Source organism: Comamonas sp. FG99 (assembly GCF_057808605.1).
On the sequence record NZ_JBMDII010000032.1, the window covers coordinates 1 to 19,524 of the forward strand.

Below are 19,524 nucleotides of genomic sequence, written 5' to 3' on the forward strand. Positions count from 1 at the left end.
CTATCCGCGAAGGCGGCCGCACCGTGGGCGCCGGCGTCGTTGCCAAGATCATTGCGTAATCCTCGAAACACAAGGAATACCCAATGTCCAAGCAAAAGATCCGTATCCGCCTGAAGGCGTTCGACTACAAGCTGATCGACCAGTCTGCAGCCGAAATCGTGGAAACCGCCAAGCGCACCGGCGCGATCGTCAAGGGCCCCGTGCCGCTGCCGACCCGCATGAAGCGCTTCGACATCCTGCGTTCGCCCCACGTGAACAAGGCTTCGCGCGACCAGCTCGAAATCCGCACCCACCAGCGCCTGATGGACATCGTCGACCCGACCGACAAGACGGTTGACGCGCTGATGAAGCTGGACCTGGCTGCCGGCGTGGACGTCGAAATCAAACTGCAATAAGCCTTTTGTGCAACGCCGCAAGGCGTTGCCGGCTGGCATTTTTAACGCGGACTTGCTGAAAAGCCAAGTCCGCGTTAAAATTTATGGCTTCGCGTCTTGAGTGATCAAGGCGCGGAGTTTTTATCAACCTTCTTTCGCGCCCTGGGCCTTGGATCCTGGGCAACACCGGGCCAATTGCAGTTTCGGTGGCGAGAGTTTTGGAGCAACAAATGAGTCAAAGCAACTCCCTCGGGTTGCTGGGCCGCAAAGTGGGCATGATGCGCCTCTTTACGGATGACGGGGATGCAGTTCCTGTCACCGTGGTGGACGTGTCCAACAACCGCGTGACCCAGGTCAAGACCCAAGAGAACGACGGCTACGTGGCCCTGCAGGTCACTTTCGGCAAGCGTCGTGCATCGCGCGTGACCAAGCCTGCTGCCGGCCACCTGGCCAAGGCTGGCGTCGAAGCCGGTGAAATCATCAAGGAATTCCGCGTCGAAGCAGAAACCGCTGGCAAGTATGCCGCCGGCGCAACCCTGCCCGTGACCGAAGTCTTCTCCGTGGGCCAGAAGGTGGACGTGCAAGGCACCTCCATCGGCAAGGGCTACGCAGGCACCATCAAGCGTCACAACTTCAGCTCGCAGCGTGCATCGCACGGTAACAGCCGTTCGCACAATGTCCCCGGCTCGATCGGCATGGCACAAGACCCCGGTCGCGTGTTCCCCGGCAAGCGCATGACCGGCCACATGGGCGATGCGACCGTGACCACCCAGAACCTCGACGTGATCCGCATCGACGAAGCACGTCAGCTGCTGTTGATCAAGGGCGCCATTCCCGGAGCCAAGGGCGGCTTCGTGACCGTGTTCCCCGCCGTCAAGGCAGTTGCTAAAGGAGCGAACTAATGAAGCTCGAACTCCTGAATGACCAAGGCCAGGCCGCATCGGACTTCGATGCGCCCGAGACCGTGTTCGGCCGCGACTTCAACGAAGACCTGATCCATCAGATCATCGTTGCCTACCGCGCCAACGGCCGCCAGGGCACCCGTGCCCAGAAGGACCGTGAACAGGTTCGCCACACCACCGCCAAGCCGTTCCGCCAAAAGGGCACCGGCCGCGCGCGTGCCGGTATGTCGTCCTCGCCGCTGTGGCGTGGCGGCGGCCGCATCTTCCCGAATCTGCCTGAAGAAAACTTCACGCAGAAGATCAACAAGAAGATGTACCGCGCCGGCATGGCTTCCATCCTGTCGCAGCTGGCCCGCGAAGGCCGCCTGGCCGTGGTGGATTCGCTGAAGGTGGATTCGCCCAAGACCAAGGTGCTGGCCGACAAGTTCAAGTCCATGAAGCTGGACTCGGTGATGGTGATCGCCGACGAAGTGGACGAAAACCTGTACCTGGCATCGCGTAACCTGAAGAACGTGTTCGTGGTGGAGCCGCGCTACGCCGACCCCGTGTCGCTGGTGCATTTCAAGAAAGTGCTCGTCACCAAGGGCGCGATCGACAAACTCAAGGAGATGTTCGCATGAGCACGCTCAAGTTTGACGAAGGTCGTCTGATGCAAGTGTTGGTCGCTCCCATCGTGTCCGAAAAGGCCACGCTGGTTGCCGAGAAGTCCAACGCTGTGACATTCAAGGTGCTGCAGAACGCAACCAAGCCTGAAATCAAGGCCGCCGTGGAACTGCTGTTCAAGGTGGAAGTGAAGGCCGTGTCTGTGGTGAACACCAAGGGCAAGACCAAGCGCTTTGGCAAGACCATCGGCCGCCGCGACAACGTGCGCAAGGCCTATGTGATGCTCAAGCCCGGTCAAGAGCTGAACCTCGAAGGAGGCGCTGCTTAATCATGGCTGTTATCAAACTCAAACCCACCTCCCCTGGCCAGCGCCACGTGGTGAAGGTCACGCGTGGTCACCTGCACAAGGGTGAAGGCTACGCGCCCCTGCTGGAATCGCAATTCCAGAAGGCCGGCCGCAACAACAACGGCCACATCACCACCCGCCACAAGGGCGGTGGCCACAAGCACCACTACCGCGTGGTGGACTTCAAGCGCAACAAGGACGGCATCCCCGCCAAGGTTGAGCGCATCGAGTACGACCCGAACCGTACGGCCCACATCGCCCTGGTGTGCTATGCCGACGGCGAGCGCCGCTACATCATCGCTCCGCGCAACCTCGAAGTGGGCGCGACCATCCTGAGCGGCTCCGAGGCGCCGATCCGCGTGGGCAACACCCTGCCGATCCGCAACATCCCCGTGGGCTCGACCATCCACTGCATCGAGCTGAACATCGGCGGTGGTGCACAGATCGCGCGTTCCGCCGGTACCTCGGCCACGCTGCTGGCCCGCGAAGGCGTGTACGCCCAGGTGCGCATGCGTTCCGGCGAAGTGCGCAGGATCCACATCGAGTGCCGCGCCACCATCGGTGAAGTCGCCAACGAAGAGCACAGCCTGCGCCAACTGGGCAAGGCCGGTGTGAAGCGCTGGATGGGTATTCGCCCGACCGTTCGCGGCGTGGTGATGAACCCTGTCGACCACCCGCACGGCGGTGGTGAGGGTAAGACTGGTGAAGGCCGTCATCCGGTTGACCCGTGGGGTAACCTGACGAAGGGCTACCGTACCCGTAACAACAAGCGCACGCAGACCATGATCGTCTCGCGTCGCAAGAAGTAAGAGGTAGCAAATGACTCGTTCTCTTAAAAAGGGTCCGTTTGTTGACCATCACTTGCTGGCCAAGGTCGAGAAGGCCATCGCCACCAAGGACAAGAAGCCAGTGAAGACCTGGTCGCGCCGCTCCATGGTCCTGCCCGAGTTCATCGGCCTGACCATCGCCGTGCACAACGGCAAGCAGCACGTGCCGGTCTACATTACCGACCAGATGGTGGGCCACAAGCTGGGCGAATTCGCCCTGACGCGCACCTTCAAGGGTCACCCTGCCGACAAAAAAGCCGGTAAGAAATAAGGAGTAGACCATGTCTGAAACACGTGCAGTCCTCCGCGGCGTTCGCCTGTCGGTAGACAAGGGCCGTCTGGTTGCGGATCTGATCCGCGGCAAGAAGGTCGACCAGGCCCTGAACATTCTCGAGTTCACGCAGAAAAAAGCTGCGGTGATCGTGAAGAAGGTTCTGGAGTCCGCCATCGCCAACGCCGAGCACAACGACGGCGCCGACATCGACGAATTGCGTGTCAAAACCATCTACGTCGAACAAGGCACCACGCTCAAGCGTTTCACCGCTCGCGCCAAGGGCCGCGGCAATCGCATCAGCAAGCCCACCTGCCACGTTTACGTGACGGTCGGCAACTGAGGCCAGAAGGAAGACTATGGGACAGAAAATCCATCCTACCGGCTTCCGTCTGGCGGTGAGCCGTAACTGGGCAAGCCGCTGGTACGCAAGCAACCGTGACTTCGCCGGCATGCTGGCCGAAGACATCAAGGTGCGCGAGTACCTGAAGGAAAAGCTGAAGAACGCCGCGGTGTCGCGCGTTCTGATCGAGCGTCCTGCCAAGAACGCCCGCATCACCATCTTCTCGGCACGTCCGGGCGTGGTGATCGGCAAGAAGGGCGAAGACATCGAGAACCTGAAGAAGGAACTCTCGACCCGTCTGGGCGTGCCGGTTGCCGTGAACATCGAAGAAGTGCGCAAGCCCGAAATCGATGCCCAGCTGATCGCCGACTCGATCACCCAGCAGCTCGAAAAGCGCATCCAGTTCCGCCGTGCGATGAAGCGCGCGATGCAGAACGCCATGCGCCTGGGCGCGCAGGGCATCAAGATCATGTCGTCGGGCCGTCTGAACGGTATCGAAATCGCTCGTACCGAGTGGTACCGCGAAGGCCGTGTGCCGCTGCACACCCTGCGCGCCGACATCGACTACGCCACCTCCGAAGCCAAGACCACCTACGGTGTGATCGGCGTGAAGGTGTGGGTCTACAAGGGCGACACCCTGGGCCGCAACGACCTGCCTGCTGCAGAGACGCCGCGTCCCGAGGAAGAGCGCCGTCCGCGCGGCCCGCGCCGTGACGGTCGTGGCGACCGCGATGGCCGTGGTGGCCCCCGTGGTGGCCGCGATGGCCGCCGTGGTGGCAATGGGGCACCTGCAGACGGCAGCGACAAGCCTGCCGGCGCTGGCGCCGATTCCGTTAAGCGCGTTCGCAAGACTGACGCGCCCGCTACAGCAGCGGACGGTAAAGGAGAATAAACATGCTGCAACCTGCTCGCCGCAAATATCGCAAGGAGCAAAAGGGCCGCAACACCGGCATCGCAACCCGTGGCAACACGGTTGCGTTCGGTGACTTCGGTCTCAAGTGCACGGACCGCGGCCGCCTGACGGCTCGCCAGATCGAGGCTGCACGCCGTGCAATCTCCCGCCACGTCAAGCGTGGTGGCCGCATCTGGATCCGCGTGTTCCCCGACAAGCCGATCTCGACCAAGCCTGCCGAAGTCCGTATGGGTAACGGCAAGGGCAATCCCGAGTACTACGTGGCTGAAATCCAGCCCGGCAAGGTGGTGTTCGAGATCCTGGGCGTGCCGGAAGAACTGGCCCGCGAAGCGTTCCGCCTGGCTGCCGCCAAGCTGCCGCTGCGCACCACGTTCGTTGCCCGCCAACTTGGCGCTTAATCAGGAGAGATCGATATGACGAAAGCTGCTGAATTGCGCCAAAAGGATGTTGCTGGCCTCGAAGCTGAAATCAAGTCGCTGCAAAAGGCCCACTTCGGCCTGCGCATGCAAAAGGCTACGCAACAGCTGGGTAACACGGCAACGCTCAAGGCTACCCGCCGCGACGTGGCCCGTGCCAAGACCATTCTTGCTGAAAAGCAAGCCGCCAAGTAAAAAGGAGCCGACATGACGGAAGAGAAAAAGTCCCTCAAGCGCACCTTGGTTGGCAAGGTGGTCAGCGACAAGCGTGCCAAGACGGTGACGGTGCTCGTCGAGCGCCGTGTGAAGCACCCGATCTACGGCAAGATCGTGATCAAGTCCAGCAAGTACCACGCTCACGACGAGCAAGGTGAGTACAAGCTGGGCGATACGGTCGAGATCACCGAGAGCCGTCCGCTCTCGAAAACCAAGAACTGGGTGGTGACCAACCTGGTGCAAAAGGCTGCCCTGGTCTAAGCCTATTACGGCTGTTGCCACTGCAACCTTGAAAACGACCCACAATGCGTGGGTCGTTTTTTTTATGGCTTTTTGTCGGCGCGCCAATGCGCCGGCAGCGACGACGGCCGTCTCTTGCCCGCGTGGCACTGTGAAACAAGGAGAACCTGATGATCAAAATTGGTGATGCGCTGCCCGCAGCAACCCTGAACGAATTCGTGGCCGTGGAAGGCAACGGCTGCAGCCTGGGCCCGAACGCCTTCGACGTGCAAAAGGAAGCCGCCGGCAAGACCATCGCCCTGTTCGCCGTGCCCGGCGCCTTCACGCCGACTTGCTCGGCCAAGCACCTGCCCGGCTACGTGGAAAAGGCCGCCGAGTTCAAGGCCGCCGGCGTGGATGAAATCTGGTGCCTGTCGGTGAACGACGCCTTCGTGATGGGCGCCTGGGGCCAGGACCAGAAGACCGAAGGCAAGGTGCGCATGATCGGCGACGGCGATGCGGTGTTCGCCAAGGCCACCGGCCTGACGCTGGACCTCAACGGCAAGGGCCTGGGCCTGCGCAGCAACCGCTACTCCATGCTGGTCAAGGATGGCAAGGTGGTGCAGCTGAACGTCGAAGGCCCCGGCAAGTTCGAGGTCAGCGACGCCGACACGCTGCTCAAGCAAGCCAAGGCCTGATTCTTTCCTGCTGTCAGCTGGCTGAAACCATAGCTGCCAGCGCTTATCTGTCAACGGTTTCAGATAGTTTTATATCTGAAATCCAGTTGTGGTAGGCGCTGGCAGCTATCTTTTTTACTTGTTGCGGAAACTGTCGTGGCAGTTCTTGCAGCTGGTGGCCGCAGGGCCGAAGGCGGCCTTGAGGTTGTCTACATTGTTGGTCTTGGCGGCGGCGGCCAGCTTCACCGTCTCGGCCTGCATCTTGTCGGCCAGGTCCTTGAACTTGGCCTGTTCCTTCCAGATCTCGGGCTTGGCCTTGCCGCCCTCGTGGGCGGCCTCGAAGGCGGCCCAGGGCAGCTTGGCCATGCTGGCGACGATATCCGCATTGGCCTCGGCGGCCTTGCCGTCGAAGGGAATCTTGCCGTTGGCCATGGCGCCGAGGCGGCCGAAATGCTGGCCCATGATGAACAGCGCCGACTGGCGGTATTTCACGGCGTCTTCGGCCTTGGCGAATTGCGCAGATGCAGGGGCGGCAAAGCCCGCCATCGCGGTGGCCAGGGCCAGGCTGGTCCAGAGCACGTTTTTCGAGGTCATGCAAAATCCTTCGTGGGCTTGTTGGTCTGGGTGATCGGGCCAGGGAGCTGGCCCGCTGGCGCACAATGCTGAACATTGCACCATTGGTTTGTAGCACATTCGAGACGGAGGCAGTGATGGCGACTTCTTACCGCATCCGCGTATGGGACCTGCCCACGCGGCTGTTCCATTGGGCGCTGGTGTTGTGCTTCCTGGGCTCGTTCGTCAGCGGCAAGCTCGGTGGCAACGCCATGGTCTGGCATTTCCGCTGTGGCTATGTGATTGCCGCGCTGCTGCTGTTTCGACTGGCCTGGGGCCTGGTTGGCGGCTACTGGTCGCGCTTCGGGCAGTTCGCGCTTGGGCCGGCGCAGGTGCTGGCCTATCTGCGCGGGCGCGGCGCGTCGCGCCACGAGGTAGGCCACAGCCCCACCGGCGCCTGGGCGGTGCTGGCGATGCTGCTGCTGCTCGGCCTGCAGGTGGCAACAGGCCTGATGAGCGATGACGAGATCGCGTTTGCCGGGCCGCTCACGCGCTTCGTCTCCGGCGCGGTGGTGAGCCAGGCCACCAGCTACCACAAGGCGGTGGGCCAGTACCTGCTGCTGGGCATGATCGGGCTGCACCTGCTGGCCATCGTGTTCTACATCTTCCGGCTGCGCCGCACGGTGCTGCGTCCCATGCTGCACGGCCACAAGGAGCTGGAGCAGCATGTGGAGCATTCCATCGACAGTGCCGCGACCCGGCTGCTCGCGCTGCTGGTGCTGGCGGCCAGCGCCGGCCTGGTGTGGTGGGTCTCCAGCCTGGAGGCCTTGGGTTAGATCCTGACGTCGGCCTTCAGGTAGTGGGTGCCGGCGATGGGGTTGTGGTAGTAGGGCGGGATCTCCTCGAAGCCCGCATCGGCATACAGCGCGCGCGCCGACTCCATTGAATCGAGCGTGTCCAGCAGGATGCAGTCGTAGCCCAGGCGGGCGGCCGCGTCCAGCGTGGCATCGACCAGCAGGCGGCCGAGGCCGAAGCCGCGGAAGGCCTTGCGCACGTACAGGCGCTTCATCTCGCAGGCGTTGGCATAGTCCACGTCATCGATGGGGCGCAGTGCGCAGCAACCGGCCACCGAGCCGTCGACGATGGCCAGCAGCAGCTCGCCGCGCGGCGGCGCGTAGTCGCCAGGCAGCTGGGCCAGCTCGTCGGCAAAGCCCTGGAAGTCGAGGTCGACCTTCAGGCTGTCGGCGTATTCCTGGAAGATCTCGCGCGTCAGCCGCAGTTGTTCGGCGGTGGCGGGGGTGATGAGCGTGACCGCGGGCGTGTCCACTGTTGCGTTGGCAGAGTTGATCCAGTCCCGAGTGTAGCGGTCAGGCCTCGGCCAGCAGTTTTTCGATCAGCTGGTGCAGCTCGGCGAAATTGGGCGCGCCGATGTAGCTCTTCACGATCTGGCCGCGCTTGTTGACGATGTAGGTGGTCGGGGTGAGCTGCACATCGCCCCAGGCCTTGGCCACGCTGCCGGTGTTGTCTATCGCCACCTTGAACGGCAGCTTGCGGGTCTCGGCGTAGTTCACCACGTAGCTGGGCGGATCGTAGCTCATGGCCACGGCCATGGTCTCGAAGCCCTTGGACTGGTATTTGTTGTAGGTGGCGATGATGTCGGGCATCTCGGCCATGCAGGTCACGCAGCTGGTGGCCCAGAAGTTCACCAGCGTCACCTTGCCCTGCAGGTCGGCCGTGGTCTTGGAGCTGCCGTCCAGCAGCACGAAGGTGCTTTGCGGCGCCGGCGACTGGCCGGCGCCCCGGTACACATAGGCGCCCACGCCCAGTGCGGCCGCGACGGCCACGCCTGCCAGAAGGGATTTTGCGGTTTTCGATGCCATGGCTGCTGCTACTCGTGAGAACGCCCAGTGTAGCTAGAGTCGCCGATCCGGGAGAAGTTCAAGGGTATGGCGATAATCGTGCCATGCCTCGTCCTCTCTCGCCTGCCATTGCCATTGCAGCTACCGCTGCCGCCTTGCTGGTGCTCGCCGGCTGCAGTCCCAGCCTCAACTGGCGCAGCGTGCCGCTGGACGGCGCGCCGGTCATCGCCACCTTCCCCTGCAAGCCCGACCATGCCGTGCGCAGCGTCGACTGGGGCCAGGGCCCGGTCAGCCTGGCCATGGCGGGCTGCGAGGCCGACGGTGCGACCTTCGCGCTCTCGCACATGCCGGTGGCGCAGCCGGCCCAGGCCTCCGAGGTGCTGCAGCGCTGGCAGCAGGCGCTGCAAAAGCAGCTGCACCTGCCGGCCGGGGCGCCGGCCGGCACCCCCTTTGCAGCGCCTGGCGTCATGGGCCTGCCCCAGTCCGTGCGGGTGCAGTGGCAGGGCCGCGACGAGGGCGGCCGCCCGGTCTGGGTCGATGCGCTGTGGTTCGCCCGCCTGGAGGGTGCGCAGGCGCGGCTCTACCATGCTGTGGTGCTGTCGCCACGCGAGATCGGGCAGGCGGCGCGCGACACCTTCATGCAAGGCATGGCCATGCAGTGAGCGCGGGCCGCAAAGGTGAACATGTATCAAGGCGACAGCCTAGTGGTTTTCGTCTATGTTGCACTGCCGCATAAACGCTACACTTGCTTGATCGACCTGCCGCTTTTTTGCCTTGCAGCCATGAACAACCGGATTTTGCTGATTGCCCACGCTCCGCTGGCACATGCCCTGCGCGAGTGTGCCCGGCATGTGTTTCCGGATTGCGCCACGCAGGTGCTGACGCTGGATGTCGTGGCCAACGCCGATCCGCAGGCCAGCCTGGAGCAGGCCCGTGCGCTGCTGGACGCGGCTGGCGATGCACCGGTGCTGCTGCTCACCGACGTTTTCGGGGCCACGCCCCACAATGTGGCGCAGGAGCTGGCCAAGCGGCCCGACGCGCGGCTGGTCACCGGGGTGAACCTGCCCATGCTGCTGCGCAGCATCTGCTATGCGCAGGAGCCGCTCGATGCGCTGGCCGCGCGTGCGCTGGCCGGCGGCACCCAGGGCATCCTGCAAGTGACTTCCGCCACTCCCCAAAACCAGAACACCAGGCACTATGATCCAGACCAACGTGACCATCAGCAATAAGCTGGGCCTGCATGCCCGCGCGTCCGCCAAGCTGACCAAGCTCGCGGGCAGCTTCCCCTGCGAGGTGTGGATATCGCGGGGCGAGCGGCGCGTCAATGCCAAGAGCATCATGGGCGTCATGATGCTGGCCGCCGGCATGGGCACCGAGGTGGTGGTGGAGACCGACGGCGAGCAGGAGCAGGCGGCGATGGACGGGCTACTGGCCCTGATCAATGACAAGTTCGGTGAGGGTGAATAGCGCCCAGGCGGGCGCCGATCCGCTACAGTAGCGAGGCCGCCAGCGTGCGGCCTTTGTGTTGAGCACCGCAGGATACCTTCATGACCTTTGCGATCCATGGACTCGCCGTTGCGCGGGGAATTGCCATTGGGCGAGCCGTGCTGGCGGCATCGAGTCATCTGGAGGTGGTGCACTACTTCATCGAGCCCGAACTGGTCGAGGCGGAGATCGAGCGGGTGCGCACCGGGCGCATGGCCGTCATCGAGGAGCTGCAGCGCCTGCGCAGCGGCATGGGGGCGGATTCGCCGCACGAGCTGGCGCCGCTGCTTGACGTGCACCTGATGCTGGTGCAGGACGACATGCTCAGCAGCGGCGTGCGCCACTGGATCTCCGAGCGCCTGTACAACGCCGAATGGGCGCTGACCGCGCAGCTGGAGGTGCTGTGCCACCAGTTCGACGAGATGGAGGACGAATACCTGCGCGAGCGCAAGGGCGACCTGCAGCAGGTGGTGGAGCGCATCCTGCGCCATATGCGCGGCGTGGCCAGCCCGGTCACCGCGCCCGCGCCGGCCCCCGGCAAGGCCCAGCAGGACTGGGTGGGCGACGAGCGCGAGGCGCCGATGGTGCTGATCGCGCACGACCTGTCGCCCGCCGACATGCTGCAGTTCAAGCAAAGCGTGTTCGCCGGCTTCGTGACCGCGGTGGGCGGCAAGACCTCGCACACCGCGATCGTGGCGCGCAGCATGGACATTCCGGCCGTGGTGGGCGCGCGCAGCGCCAGCCAGCTGGTGCGGCCCGACGACCTGATCATCATCGACGGCGATGCGGGCGAGGTGATTGTCAATCCATCGCCCATCATGCTGGAGGAATACCGCTTCCGCCAGCGCCAGCTGAAGCTGGAGCGCGAGCGCCTCTCGCGCCTGCGCGACACCCCGGCGCTGACGATCGACGGCCAGCGCGTCGAGCTGCTGGCCAACATCGAGCAGCCTGGCGACATCGCCTCCGCGGTGCGGGCGGGCGCGGTGGGCGTGGGGCTGTTTCGCAGCGAATTCCTCTTCATGGGGCGCGGCGGCAAGATCCCCGGCGAGGAAGAGCAGTACGCCGCCTACGCCGAGGTGGTGCAGGGCATGCAGGGCATGCCGGTGACGCTGCGCACCGTGGACGTCGGCGCCGACAAGCCGCTCGACAAGACCAAGGAAACCACGCTCAATCCGGCGCTGGGCCTGCGCGCCATCCGCTGGAGCCTGTCCGATCCGCAGATGTTCCGCGCCCAGCTGCGCGCCATGCTGCGCGCGGCGGCGCACGGGCCGGTGCAGATCCTGTTCCCGATGGTGGCGCAGCAAAGCGAGATCCGGCAGATCCTGGCCCAGGTCGAGCTGGCGTCGCAGGAGCTGCGCGACCGCGGCGAGGCCCAGGGCGCGGTCAAGCTCGGGGCGATGATCGAGGTGCCGGCGGCGGCCATCATGGTGCGCAGCTTCCTGCGGTACTTCGACTTCCTGTCCATAGGCACCAACGACCTGATCCAGTACACGCTGGCGATCGACCGCGCCGACGAGGCCGTCGCCGACTGGTACGACCCGCTGCACCCGGCGGTGCTGCAGCTGATCGCCGACGTGATCGCAGCCTGCAACCAGGCCGGCAAGAAGATCAGCATCTGCGGCGAGATGGCCGGCGATCCGGCGATGACCGACCTGCTGCTCGGCCTGGGGCTGCGCAGCTTCTCGATGCAGCCCGCCGGCATCCTGCCGGTCAAGCAGCACATGCTGCAGACCAATACCCAGCCGCTGGTCGCCTGGGCGCAGCAGGTACTGCAGGCCGAGGACCCGCAGGCCTTCATGGCCGAGCATGCCCCCGCCTGAAGCCGGGTGAAGCCAGGAATGGGGGGAAGGAGTGGTGGGGTGGGCCTGGTCGCGCCTGCCCGTCAGTGCATGACCACGGGCTGCTGGGCCAGGCCGGTATAGCGGTCCAGCGCGGCCTCCACCTCTTCCTCGGTGGGCGCATTCGCCTGCCAAGCCTGCAGCTGCTGCTGGAATATCTCGGCCCACACGCCGTCCAGGTACAGCTCCTTGCCGCTGCGCTTGTCCACGATCTCGAATCCCTGGCGCAACAGCTTGCGAACGGGCTCCGTCACGGGCGGCTGCGTGGTGGCGCCGTCGGCAGACAAGGGAATTTCGGGCATGAGGTGCAGCACCACGAAAGAATCCGAGTCGTAAATCATTTGCATGGCATACCTCCTTAGCTTCGCAGGTGGTGGCGCCGCCCGGGTTTGCAAGAAGCGCCACAAGCTCTTTGTAGCAGCTTTTGGCAGCTGTTTTTTGCAAACACGGGGGCTTTTGTCTCCCTAACGCGCCAGCGCGCCAAAAAACAGACAAATCAGGGCGGCTGGCTGGCCGATTTCAGCGACAGGTCGGCGAAATCGCCATTGGGCTGGGACAGGTGGATGCGCACCGGCAGGTAGTTCAGCCCGGGCGCCAGCCACAGCTGGGCCTTCTGGTCGTCGCCTGGCAGCTGGCGGCGCGTCAGCCGGATGGTCTCGCGCCGGCCCTCGGGAAGCTCCAGCGTCTCGGGGCCGTCCACCACCAGGGTCCATACCGCGGCGGCGGTGGCGCTCGCGGTGTTGATGCTGATGGCCGTGCCGGGCGGATAGCGCTCGGGCGCCGCCGCGAACATGCTGGCCAGCTGCACGAAGATGGACAGCCGGTCCTGCACGCCGGGCGTGACCGCGCTGGCATTGCCATTGCTGAAATTCACCCGGGCGGGCGCGGCGTCGAACTGCGCCACGCGTTCGCTGCGGGCCTTGTCGCCAAAGCGCTGCGGCACCAGGCCGTTCAGGTCGATGCGGCCGGTGCTGGTCTGGGTGCGCGAGCCGATCAGGAAGGCCGAGATCTCCTGGCGCGCCTGGTACTGCCTGCCATCGCTCTGCCACCGCAGCGAGGCGCTGGCCGAATAGTTGAAACCCTTGGCCGAGCCCTTGGCATCGAACTTCAGCTCGGTGGACGGCGGTACCCGCGCGGCCGGCAGGGCGCCGGTGTAGCCGGCGCTGCCTATGCCCAGCGCGGGGGCGTCCGGCGCGGCGGGTGCATCGGCGGCAGGCGCTGCCGGCGCGCTGGGCTCGGGCGTGGCCGCGGATGGCTGCGCATCCGCGGCATCGGCGGCGGCAGCGCTGGCTTCGTGCGGCTCGGGCGGGGCGTTCTTGTCGTCGCCGAGCAAATCATCCAGGCTGGCGCCGGGGGCCGGGGCCGGCCCCGGCGCTTCACTGGCTGCCGCTGCTGGCGCTTCGCTCGGCGGCGCCACGGGGGCTGCCTTGGCTGGTTTGGGGGCCGGCTTGGCGCGAGCGGGCGGCGCCGGCCTCGGGGCCGGTGCTGGCGCGGGTGCCGGCGGCGCGGCAGCCTCGGGTTGCGGCGCGGGACTGATGCCACGGGTGCTGAAGCGCAGATCCTGCGGCGCGGGCAGGGCGCGCGGGCGCATCCAGGCCGGCAGGCCGGGCGCCAGCAGCACGATGGCATGTACCGCCAGTACGGCGGCCGTCAGCGGATACAGCAAGCGAGAGCGCATAGGCTGCAAGTGTAGGTGGGGTGTATAGGCGGGGAGGATAAGCCCGGGTAAAGCCGCTGCGTCTGGGCTAGGGCCTGTTCACACCAATACGGGGTCGCGCAAGCCCGACAGGGCTGTCAATGCTAGGCACGCGACGCCGTGCGTGTGCCCACCCGCACAAGAAGCGTAACGACGCAGTGGCGGCCCTGCCGCACTTGCCCGAAGGGTTGAGCCCTCTTGGGCGGTCTGCTGCGTTGCTGTCTCTTGCAAGGTACCTACCTTGCTGCGGGCCAGCGCCTTGCAGCCCATCCCAAGAGGACTCAACGCGATCCCCGTGCTTTGTGTGAACAGGCCCTAGCGCCGCGCCTTGCCGTCAAATCCCAGCGCGTGCGAGAGCTGGGCCGCCAGGGACTGCAGCGCCTGGTCGATGGCGCCGCCCCAGTGCGGATCGAAGCTGGCGATGGTGCCCAGCGTGGTGATGCCCAGCGCCACATGGCCGCGCGCATCGAACACCGGCGCGCAAAAGGCCACCACGCTGGGCAGCAGGGTGTCAACCACGCGGGCCGAGCCGCGGGCGCGCACCTCGGCGAACAATGTCTCGGCCGCCTCAGGCGTGTGCGGCAGGTCGCCGCGCTGGTTGCGCCGGGCCAGCTCCAGCTCGGCCTGCAGCAGCGGCGCGGTGCGCGCCGCCGGCAGCCAGGCGCCGAAGCAGCGGCCCGTGGCGGACGACAGCAGCGGCATCACATCGCCCAGGCGCAGATGGCCGGTGGTGCCCTGCGGCGGCTCCTCCCAGTGCACGATGGTCGCCCCCCGGTTGCCCCACACGGCCAGCGCCACCGTGTGGTCCAGCTGCTGCAGCAACTGCGGCATGCGCTCGCGCGCCAGCCGCACCGGGTCGCTGCGGCGCAGCGCGGCCAGGCCCAGCTGCAGCGCCATCGGGCCCAGGTCGTAGCGCGCGGTGGCGGCGTCCTGCGCCACCAGGCCGCTGCGCTGGTAGCTCACCAGGTAGCGGTGGGCCTTGGCGGCCGGCATGTGCGCCATGGCGGCCAGATCCTTGAGCATCAAGGGTCCCGGCGCCTCGGCCAGCGCCTGCAGCAGGGCAAAGCCCACCTCCACCGATTGAATACCCGTGCGTTCCTTGTCCATCGGCTGATTTTCCGGTATTATCGATTTCGTTTAGGTGAATTGATTTCTTATAGTTTAATTTTGACCAGGCGATGCGGCGGCGAAGGCCACCGCGTTCTGGCACGATAAGGGCTTGTATTCCAACCAGAGCAATGCGCCATGAAGCTTGCAACCTATAAAGACGGATCGCGCGACGGACAGCTGGTCGTCGTCTCGCGCGACCTGCGCACCGCCCACTACGCCACCGGCATTGCCCATCGCCTGCAGCAGGTGCTGGACGACTGGGGCTTTCTCGCGCCGCAGCTGCAGGATGTGTACGACGCGCTCAATACCGGCCGAGCCCGCCACGCCTTCGACTTCAACCCCGAGCAGTGCATGGCGCCGCTGCCGCGCGCCTACCAGTGGCTGAGCGGCGCGGCCTATCCTGGCCATCTGGAGCTGGAGCAGCGCGCGCTGGGCCTGGAGCCCGCGTCCGCCGGCCTCACGCCCTCCATGTACCAGGGCTGCGGCGATGACTTCCTCGGGCCCTGCGACGACATCGTGGTGGCCAGCGATGCCATGGGCGTGGATTTCGGCGCGGAGCTCGCGGTGGTGACGGCCGACGTGCGCATGGGCACCGGCCCCGAGGACGCGCTGGACGCGGTGCGCCTGCTGGCGGTGGTGGACAACATCAGCCTGCGCCAGCTCGCGCCGGCCGAGCTGGACAAGCGCTGCGGCTGGGTGCAGAGCCGGCCGGCGGTGGCGTTCGCGCCGGTGGCCGTCACGCTGGACGAGGTGGGCGAGGCCTGGCGCCATGGGCGCGTGCACCTGACGCTGCAGGCCTCGTGGAACGGCCGCAAGGTCGGCATGTGCGATGCCGGTGCCGACATGGGTTTTCACTTCGGCCAGTTGATCGCCCATGCGGCCGCCACGCGCCATCTGCGTGCTGGCACCGTGGTGGGCTGCGGCACGGTGGCGAATGCGGCAGTGGACAAGAAAGGCAGCCTGGATTGGCCCAAGGGCTATGGCTGCATCGCCGACAAGCGCGGCATGGAAATCTTGCAAAACGGCGCCGCAAAAACCGGCTACCTGCAGCTGGGCGACAGCGTGCGCATCGAGATGAAGGGCAAGGACGGCGCCAGCCTGTGCGGCGCCATCGACCACAACCTAGTCAGCGCGCAGGAAGCGCGCACGCGCCGCACCAAGGCAGCCGAGGCGGAGCCGGCATGATGGACGGGCAGGCGTTGCCGGGCGGAAGTCCGGGCCGGAGTTCAGGCTGGAGTTGCGGCGCAGCGGCGCGCGTGCTCCAGCAGCCGGTCCAGCAGCTGGCCGAACAGCGCCTGCTCGTCGCTGCTCAGCGCCGCCACCACTTCGCGGTTGCGCCGGTCGATCACCGCCATCAGCCGGGCCCACATCTCGCGGCCCGCCGGCGTCAGCGTCAGCACCACGCTGCGGCCGTCCACATCGCTGGTCTGCTTGAGCACCAGCGCCCGCTCCACCAGCGACTGCGTGGAGCGGCTGGCCTGTGCCTTGTTCAGGTTGGTGTGCATGGCCAGGTCGTTGACCGACAGCGGATAGAAGGCGCCGATGGCGGCCAGACATCGGCCTTCGCTGATCGGGATGCCCACTTCGTGCTCGTAGGCCCGTTGGGTCACCCGGTCTATGACCTTGGCAAGCGCATGCAGGCGATGCGTGAACGTGCGATCCAGCACGGGTGGGGCGGAGGGGGTTGTCATGCTCATTGGAGTTCCCCGCAATGTCAACGAGCACCAATATGCCACGGACCATGCGCGCATGGATCGGGATTTCTCTCGCCTACCCCGCAAACGCGGGCCGCCTGCGGGAAAGCACTTAGAACCTGTTCACGATCGCTACGCAGCCGCGCCAGTGCATTTGCGGGATGGGATGCAAGGCGCGATACCGCAGCCATAGCCCAGCTATGGCGAGGATTCGCGCGGCCGGCGAGGCAACGCCGCAGACCGCCCCTACCCGGGCGGCCGCAAATGCACTGGCCCTGCGGGTTGCGACGCAATCGGGCGATTGCTTCGCGCTGCGTCTTGCATGCACACCAGTGCATGCTGCGCCACATCGACTCGCACTCATCCCGATTGCGTCTGCAACGCGGCTGCGTAGCGATCGTGAACAGGTTCTTAGAAGCTCTCAGGAGATGACCATGACCACTACTTTCACCAGCCGGCAGTACATGACCGGCTTTGCCAACGAATGGGCCACCGAGGCGATTGCGGGCGCCTTGCCGGTGGGCCGCAATTCGCCGCAAGTTGCGCCGCTGGGCCTGTACGCCGAGCAGTTGTCGGGCACGGCCTTCACTGCGCCGCGGCACAGCAACCGCCGCTCGTGGCTGTACCGCATCCGCCCCGGCGCGATGCACGAGCCCTTCCAGGCCACGGAGCTGCCGCGCTGGAAGAGCCACGTCACCGGCGGCTTCGACGAAGTGCCCACGCCGCCCAACCAGCTGCGCTGGGACCCGCTGCCGCCGCCCGTCGGGCCGGTGGACTTCATCGAGGGCATGGTCAGCATGGCGGGCAATGCCAGCTGCGGCATCCACCTGTATGCGGCCAACCGCGGCATGCAGGGGCGCTTTTTCTACAACGCCGACGGCGAGCTGCTGATCGTGCCGCAGCAGGGCCGGCTCACCATTGCCACCGAGCTGGGCACGCTCGAGGTGGAGCCGCAGGAGATCGCGGTGGTGCCGCGCGGCGTGCGCTTCGCGGTGCACCTGCCCGACGGCCAGGCGCGCGGCTATGTCTGCGAGAACTATGGCGAGCTGCTCAAGCTGCCCGACCTGGGCGTGATCGGCTCCAACGGCCTGGCCAACCCGCGCGACTTCCAGACGCCGGTGGCCGCCTACGAAGACGTCGAGGGCGATTTCGAGCTGGTGGCCAAGCTGCGCGGCCGGTTCTGGAGCGCCCGCATCGGCCATTCGCCGCTCGACGTGGTGGCCTGGCACGGCAACTATGCGCCGTACAAGTACGACCTGCGCCGCTTCAACACCATCGGCTCGATCAGCTACGACCATCCCGATCCGTCGATCTTCCTGGTGCTGCAGTCGCCCAGCGCGCTGCCGGGCGTGGACACGCTGGATTTCGTGATCTTCCCGCCGCGCGTGCTGGCCATGCAGGACACTTTCCGTCCGCCATGGTTCCACCGCAACTTCGCCAGCGAATTCATGGGGCTGATCCATGGCGCCTACGATGCCAAGGCCGAGGGCTTCGTGCCCGGCGGCGCCTCGCTGCACAACTGCATGAGCGGCCATGGCCCCGACGCCGACACCTTCGCCAAGGCCAGCGCCGCCGACACCAGCAAGCCGCACTACGTCACCGACACCATGGCCTTCATGTTCGAGACGCCCGAGGTCATCCAGCCCACGCGCCATGCGCTCGAAACCGTGCAGCTGCAGCACGAGTACTATCGCTGCTGGCAAGGCCTGAAAAAGCACTTCAAGCCCGCTGGCCAGTGATGGCGCGCGATATTTGCTAACGACTGGAAAGATCATGACAATCCTGAACGAAACCCACGACGCCGGCCTGCAAAGCTGGGTGGCCAGCGCCCAGCAGGCCGGCACGGATTTCCCGCTGCAGAACCTGCCGTTCGGCAGCTTCCGCCGGCGCGGCGGCAGCGAGGCCTTTCGCGGCGGCGTGGCCATCGGCGACCAGATCCTCGACCTGGCGGCGCTGTGCGCCACCGGCACGCTGCAGGGCGGCGCCGCGGCCGCCGCGCAGGCCGCATCCGCGCCCAGGCTCAATGCGCTGATGGCGCTGGGCGGCCAGGCCTGGAGCGCGCTGCGCCTGGCGCTGTCGCGCGGCCTGCGCGCAGGCGCCGCCGAGCAATCGGCCTGGCAGGCCTGCCTGGTGCCGCAAGCCGAAGCCGAATATGCGGTGCCGGCCCAGATCGGCGACTACACCGACTTCTACACCTCCATCCACCACGCGACCAACATCGGCAAGCAGTTCCGCCCCGACAACCCGCTGCTGCCCAACTACCAGTGGGTGCCGATCGGCTACCACGGCCGCGCGTCCAGCATCGTGGTCTCGGGCCAGGCCTTCAGGCGCCCGGTCGGCCAGACCAAGGCGCCCGACGCCGCTGTGCCGAGCTTCGGGCCTTGCAAGCGCCTGGACATCGAGCTGGAGCTGGGCGTGTTCATCGGCCCCGGCAATGCGCTGGGCGAGCCGGTGGCGATGGCGGATGCCGAGGACCATGTGTTCGGCATCTGCCTGCTCAACGATTGGTCGGCCCGCGACATCCAGGCCTGGGAATACCAGCCGCTCGGCCCCTTCCTGTCGAAGAACTTCGCCTCCACCGTCTCGCCCTGGATCGTCACGCTTGAGGCGCTGGCGCCGTACCGCACCGCCTTCGCGCACCCGGCCGCAGACCCGCAGCCGCTGCCTTATCTGCAAAGCACTGCCAACAGCGCCGAAGGCGCGTTCGACATCCAGCTGGCGTTCGACCTGCAAACGCCGCGCATGCGCGCGGCCGGCCAGGGCTATGCCACCGTGGCGCAGACCAGCTACCGCCATGCCTACTGGACCGTGGCGCAGATGGTGGCGCACCATACCGTGAACGGCTGTAACCTGCAGCCCGGCGACTTCATGGGCTCGGGCACGCTGTCGGGCCCCACGCTGGACCAGGCCTGTGCCTTGATCGAGTTGACCATGGGGGGTAAGAAACCGGTTGAATTACCGGATGGCGAGCAGCGTGTCTTCCTGGAGGACGGCGACTCGGCGCGGTTGCGCGGCTGGTGCGAGAGGCCTGGATTTGCCCGCATCGGCTTCGGCAGCTGCGAGGGCGCGGTGCTGCCGGCGCGCAGCCTGTACGAGGGTGAAAAAGCCTAAAAGCAACAAAGTTTTAACGACATCAACAAATTGCAGTGATTGGCGTTAGAATAAGCGCGCCGAAAGGCAAAA

The 19,524-nt window shown here is 65.8% G+C and carries 27 protein-coding genes; 20 read left to right on the top strand and 7 right to left on the bottom strand.

Annotated features, from left to right (window positions below):
* Positions 1 to 83: 83 nt before the first annotated feature.
* The 12 genes from rpsJ to ACODRX_RS19235 all read left to right on the top strand — a co-directional run bounded on the left by rpsJ (position 84) and on the right by ACODRX_RS19235 (position 6,128).
* Complete coding sequence (gene rpsJ, locus ACODRX_RS19180; protein ID WP_460483262.1) at positions 84 to 395, top strand: 30S ribosomal protein S10; 312 nt, start codon at positions 84 to 86, stop codon at positions 393 to 395.
* Positions 396 to 604: 209 nt separating this feature from the next.
* Positions 605 to 1,276, top strand: coding sequence for a 50S ribosomal protein L3 (gene rplC / locus ACODRX_RS19185; protein ID WP_488873135.1), 672 nt, complete (start codon positions 605 to 607; stop codon positions 1,274 to 1,276).
* Complete coding sequence (gene rplD, locus ACODRX_RS19190; RefSeq protein WP_488873136.1) at positions 1,276 to 1,896, top strand: 50S ribosomal protein L4; 621 nt, start codon at positions 1,276 to 1,278, stop codon at positions 1,894 to 1,896. Before rplC ends, rplD begins: the two co-directional genes overlap by 1 nt.
* Entirely contained in the window at positions 1,893 to 2,207 is a 315-nt protein-coding gene (gene rplW / locus ACODRX_RS19195; protein WP_488873137.1) for a 50S ribosomal protein L23, read from the top strand. The genes rplD and rplW overlap by 4 nt, the downstream gene beginning before the upstream one ends.
* A gap of 2 nt (positions 2,208 to 2,209) precedes the next feature.
* The gene (rplB, locus tag ACODRX_RS19200; RefSeq protein ID WP_488873138.1) at positions 2,210 to 3,034 is read left to right on the top strand and encodes a 50S ribosomal protein L2; all 825 of its coding nucleotides are present in this window, start codon (positions 2,210 to 2,212) and stop codon (positions 3,032 to 3,034) included.
* A 10-nt stretch (positions 3,035 to 3,044) separates the two neighbouring features.
* Entirely contained in the window at positions 3,045 to 3,323 is a 279-nt protein-coding gene (gene rpsS / locus ACODRX_RS19205; RefSeq protein WP_488873139.1) for a 30S ribosomal protein S19, read from the top strand.
* 10 nt (positions 3,324 to 3,333) lie between these two features.
* Positions 3,334 to 3,666, top strand: coding sequence for a 50S ribosomal protein L22 (gene rplV / locus ACODRX_RS19210; protein WP_313303005.1), 333 nt, complete (start codon positions 3,334 to 3,336; stop codon positions 3,664 to 3,666).
* A gap of 16 nt (positions 3,667 to 3,682) precedes the next feature.
* A complete protein-coding gene (rpsC, locus tag ACODRX_RS19215) occupies positions 3,683 to 4,558 on the top strand; it encodes a 30S ribosomal protein S3 (RefSeq protein ID WP_488873140.1) in 876 nt (291 codons plus the stop codon).
* A 2-nt stretch (positions 4,559 to 4,560) separates the two neighbouring features.
* Positions 4,561 to 4,977: a 50S ribosomal protein L16 gene (rplP, locus tag ACODRX_RS19220; RefSeq protein WP_460483255.1), complete on the top strand. Its 417-nt coding sequence runs from the start codon at positions 4,561 to 4,563 to the stop codon at positions 4,975 to 4,977.
* A gap of 15 nt (positions 4,978 to 4,992) precedes the next feature.
* Positions 4,993 to 5,190, top strand: a complete 198-nt coding sequence (gene rpmC / locus ACODRX_RS19225; protein ID WP_184711657.1) for a 50S ribosomal protein L29 — start codon at positions 4,993 to 4,995, stop codon at positions 5,188 to 5,190.
* A gap of 12 nt (positions 5,191 to 5,202) precedes the next feature.
* Positions 5,203 to 5,472 (top strand): 30S ribosomal protein S17, encoded by a 270-nt coding sequence (gene rpsQ, locus ACODRX_RS19230; RefSeq protein ID WP_488873141.1) that lies wholly within the window; start codon positions 5,203 to 5,205, stop codon positions 5,470 to 5,472.
* A gap of 149 nt (positions 5,473 to 5,621) precedes the next feature.
* Positions 5,622 to 6,128 (top strand): peroxiredoxin, encoded by a 507-nt coding sequence (locus tag ACODRX_RS19235; RefSeq protein ID WP_488873142.1) that lies wholly within the window; start codon positions 5,622 to 5,624, stop codon positions 6,126 to 6,128.
* A 114-nt stretch (positions 6,129 to 6,242) separates the two neighbouring features.
* Here the strand turns inward: ACODRX_RS19235 and ACODRX_RS19240 are convergent, their stop codons facing one another.
* On the bottom strand, positions 6,243 to 6,701 hold the full coding sequence (locus tag ACODRX_RS19240; protein WP_488873143.1) for a c-type cytochrome: 459 nt from the start codon (positions 6,699 to 6,701) through the stop codon (positions 6,243 to 6,245).
* A gap of 116 nt (positions 6,702 to 6,817) precedes the next feature.
* On the opposite strand from ACODRX_RS19240, the gene ACODRX_RS19245 reads away from it, so the two are divergent.
* Positions 6,818 to 7,495, top strand: coding sequence for a cytochrome b/b6 domain-containing protein (locus ACODRX_RS19245; RefSeq protein WP_488873144.1), 678 nt, complete (start codon positions 6,818 to 6,820; stop codon positions 7,493 to 7,495).
* Here ACODRX_RS19245 and ACODRX_RS19250 read toward each other — a convergent pair.
* Positions 7,492 to 7,986: a GNAT family N-acetyltransferase gene (locus ACODRX_RS19250; RefSeq protein WP_488873145.1), complete on the bottom strand. Its 495-nt coding sequence runs from the start codon at positions 7,984 to 7,986 to the stop codon at positions 7,492 to 7,494. The genes ACODRX_RS19245 and ACODRX_RS19250 overlap by 4 nt on opposite strands.
* A 40-nt stretch (positions 7,987 to 8,026) precedes the next feature.
* Positions 8,027 to 8,539, bottom strand: coding sequence for a TlpA disulfide reductase family protein (locus tag ACODRX_RS19255; RefSeq protein ID WP_488873146.1), 513 nt, complete (start codon positions 8,537 to 8,539; stop codon positions 8,027 to 8,029).
* 83 nt (positions 8,540 to 8,622) lie between these two features.
* Here ACODRX_RS19255 and ACODRX_RS19260 point away from each other — a divergent pair, with 83 nt between their 5' ends.
* From ACODRX_RS19260 to ptsP, 4 genes are all read left to right on the top strand, one after another.
* Entirely contained in the window at positions 8,623 to 9,180 is a 558-nt protein-coding gene (locus ACODRX_RS19260; RefSeq protein WP_488873147.1) for a hypothetical protein, read from the top strand.
* A gap of 120 nt (positions 9,181 to 9,300) precedes the next feature.
* The gene (locus ACODRX_RS19265; protein WP_488873194.1) at positions 9,301 to 9,747 is read left to right on the top strand and encodes a PTS sugar transporter subunit IIA; all 447 of its coding nucleotides are present in this window, start codon (positions 9,301 to 9,303) and stop codon (positions 9,745 to 9,747) included.
* Entirely contained in the window at positions 9,716 to 9,985 is a 270-nt protein-coding gene (locus ACODRX_RS19270) for an HPr family phosphocarrier protein (RefSeq protein ID WP_488873148.1), read from the top strand. Before ACODRX_RS19265 ends, ACODRX_RS19270 begins: the two co-directional genes overlap by 32 nt.
* Positions 9,986 to 10,065: 80 nt before the next feature.
* Positions 10,066 to 11,823: a phosphoenolpyruvate--protein phosphotransferase gene (ptsP, locus tag ACODRX_RS19275; RefSeq protein ID WP_488873149.1), complete on the top strand. Its 1,758-nt coding sequence runs from the start codon at positions 10,066 to 10,068 to the stop codon at positions 11,821 to 11,823.
* Between the two features lie 62 nt (positions 11,824 to 11,885).
* On the opposite strand, the gene ACODRX_RS19280 is transcribed toward ptsP, so the two are convergent.
* The 3 genes from ACODRX_RS19280 to ACODRX_RS19290 form a co-directional block, all read right to left on the bottom strand.
* Positions 11,886 to 12,188 (bottom strand): BTH_I0359 family protein, encoded by a 303-nt coding sequence (locus ACODRX_RS19280; protein WP_488873150.1) that lies wholly within the window; start codon positions 12,186 to 12,188, stop codon positions 11,886 to 11,888.
* A gap of 149 nt (positions 12,189 to 12,337) precedes the next feature.
* Entirely contained in the window at positions 12,338 to 13,519 is a 1,182-nt protein-coding gene (locus ACODRX_RS19285; RefSeq protein WP_488873151.1) for a DUF3108 domain-containing protein, read from the bottom strand.
* 333 nt (positions 13,520 to 13,852) lie between these two features.
* Positions 13,853 to 14,644 (bottom strand): IclR family transcriptional regulator, encoded by a 792-nt coding sequence (locus tag ACODRX_RS19290; protein WP_488873152.1) that lies wholly within the window; start codon positions 14,642 to 14,644, stop codon positions 13,853 to 13,855.
* Positions 14,645 to 14,782: 138 nt separating this feature from the next.
* Between ACODRX_RS19290 and ACODRX_RS19295 the strand changes: the two genes are divergently transcribed.
* Complete coding sequence (locus ACODRX_RS19295; RefSeq protein WP_488873153.1) at positions 14,783 to 15,832, top strand: fumarylacetoacetate hydrolase family protein; 1,050 nt, start codon at positions 14,783 to 14,785, stop codon at positions 15,830 to 15,832.
* 41 nt (positions 15,833 to 15,873) lie between these two features.
* Here the strand turns inward: ACODRX_RS19295 and ACODRX_RS19300 are convergent, their stop codons facing one another.
* The gene (locus ACODRX_RS19300) at positions 15,874 to 16,338 is read right to left on the bottom strand and encodes a MarR family winged helix-turn-helix transcriptional regulator (RefSeq protein WP_488873154.1); all 465 of its coding nucleotides are present in this window, start codon (positions 16,336 to 16,338) and stop codon (positions 15,874 to 15,876) included.
* A gap of 431 nt (positions 16,339 to 16,769) precedes the next feature.
* On the opposite strand from ACODRX_RS19300, the gene hmgA reads away from it, so the two are divergent.
* Together hmgA and fahA are read left to right on the top strand one after the other, a co-directional pair.
* Entirely contained in the window at positions 16,770 to 18,080 is a 1,311-nt protein-coding gene (hmgA, locus tag ACODRX_RS19305) for a homogentisate 1,2-dioxygenase (RefSeq protein ID WP_488873155.1), read from the top strand.
* Positions 18,081 to 18,114: 34 nt separating this feature from the next.
* Entirely contained in the window at positions 18,115 to 19,452 is a 1,338-nt protein-coding gene (gene fahA, locus ACODRX_RS19310; protein WP_488873156.1) for a fumarylacetoacetase, read from the top strand.
* The last annotated feature ends 72 nt before the right edge of the window (positions 19,453 to 19,524 follow it).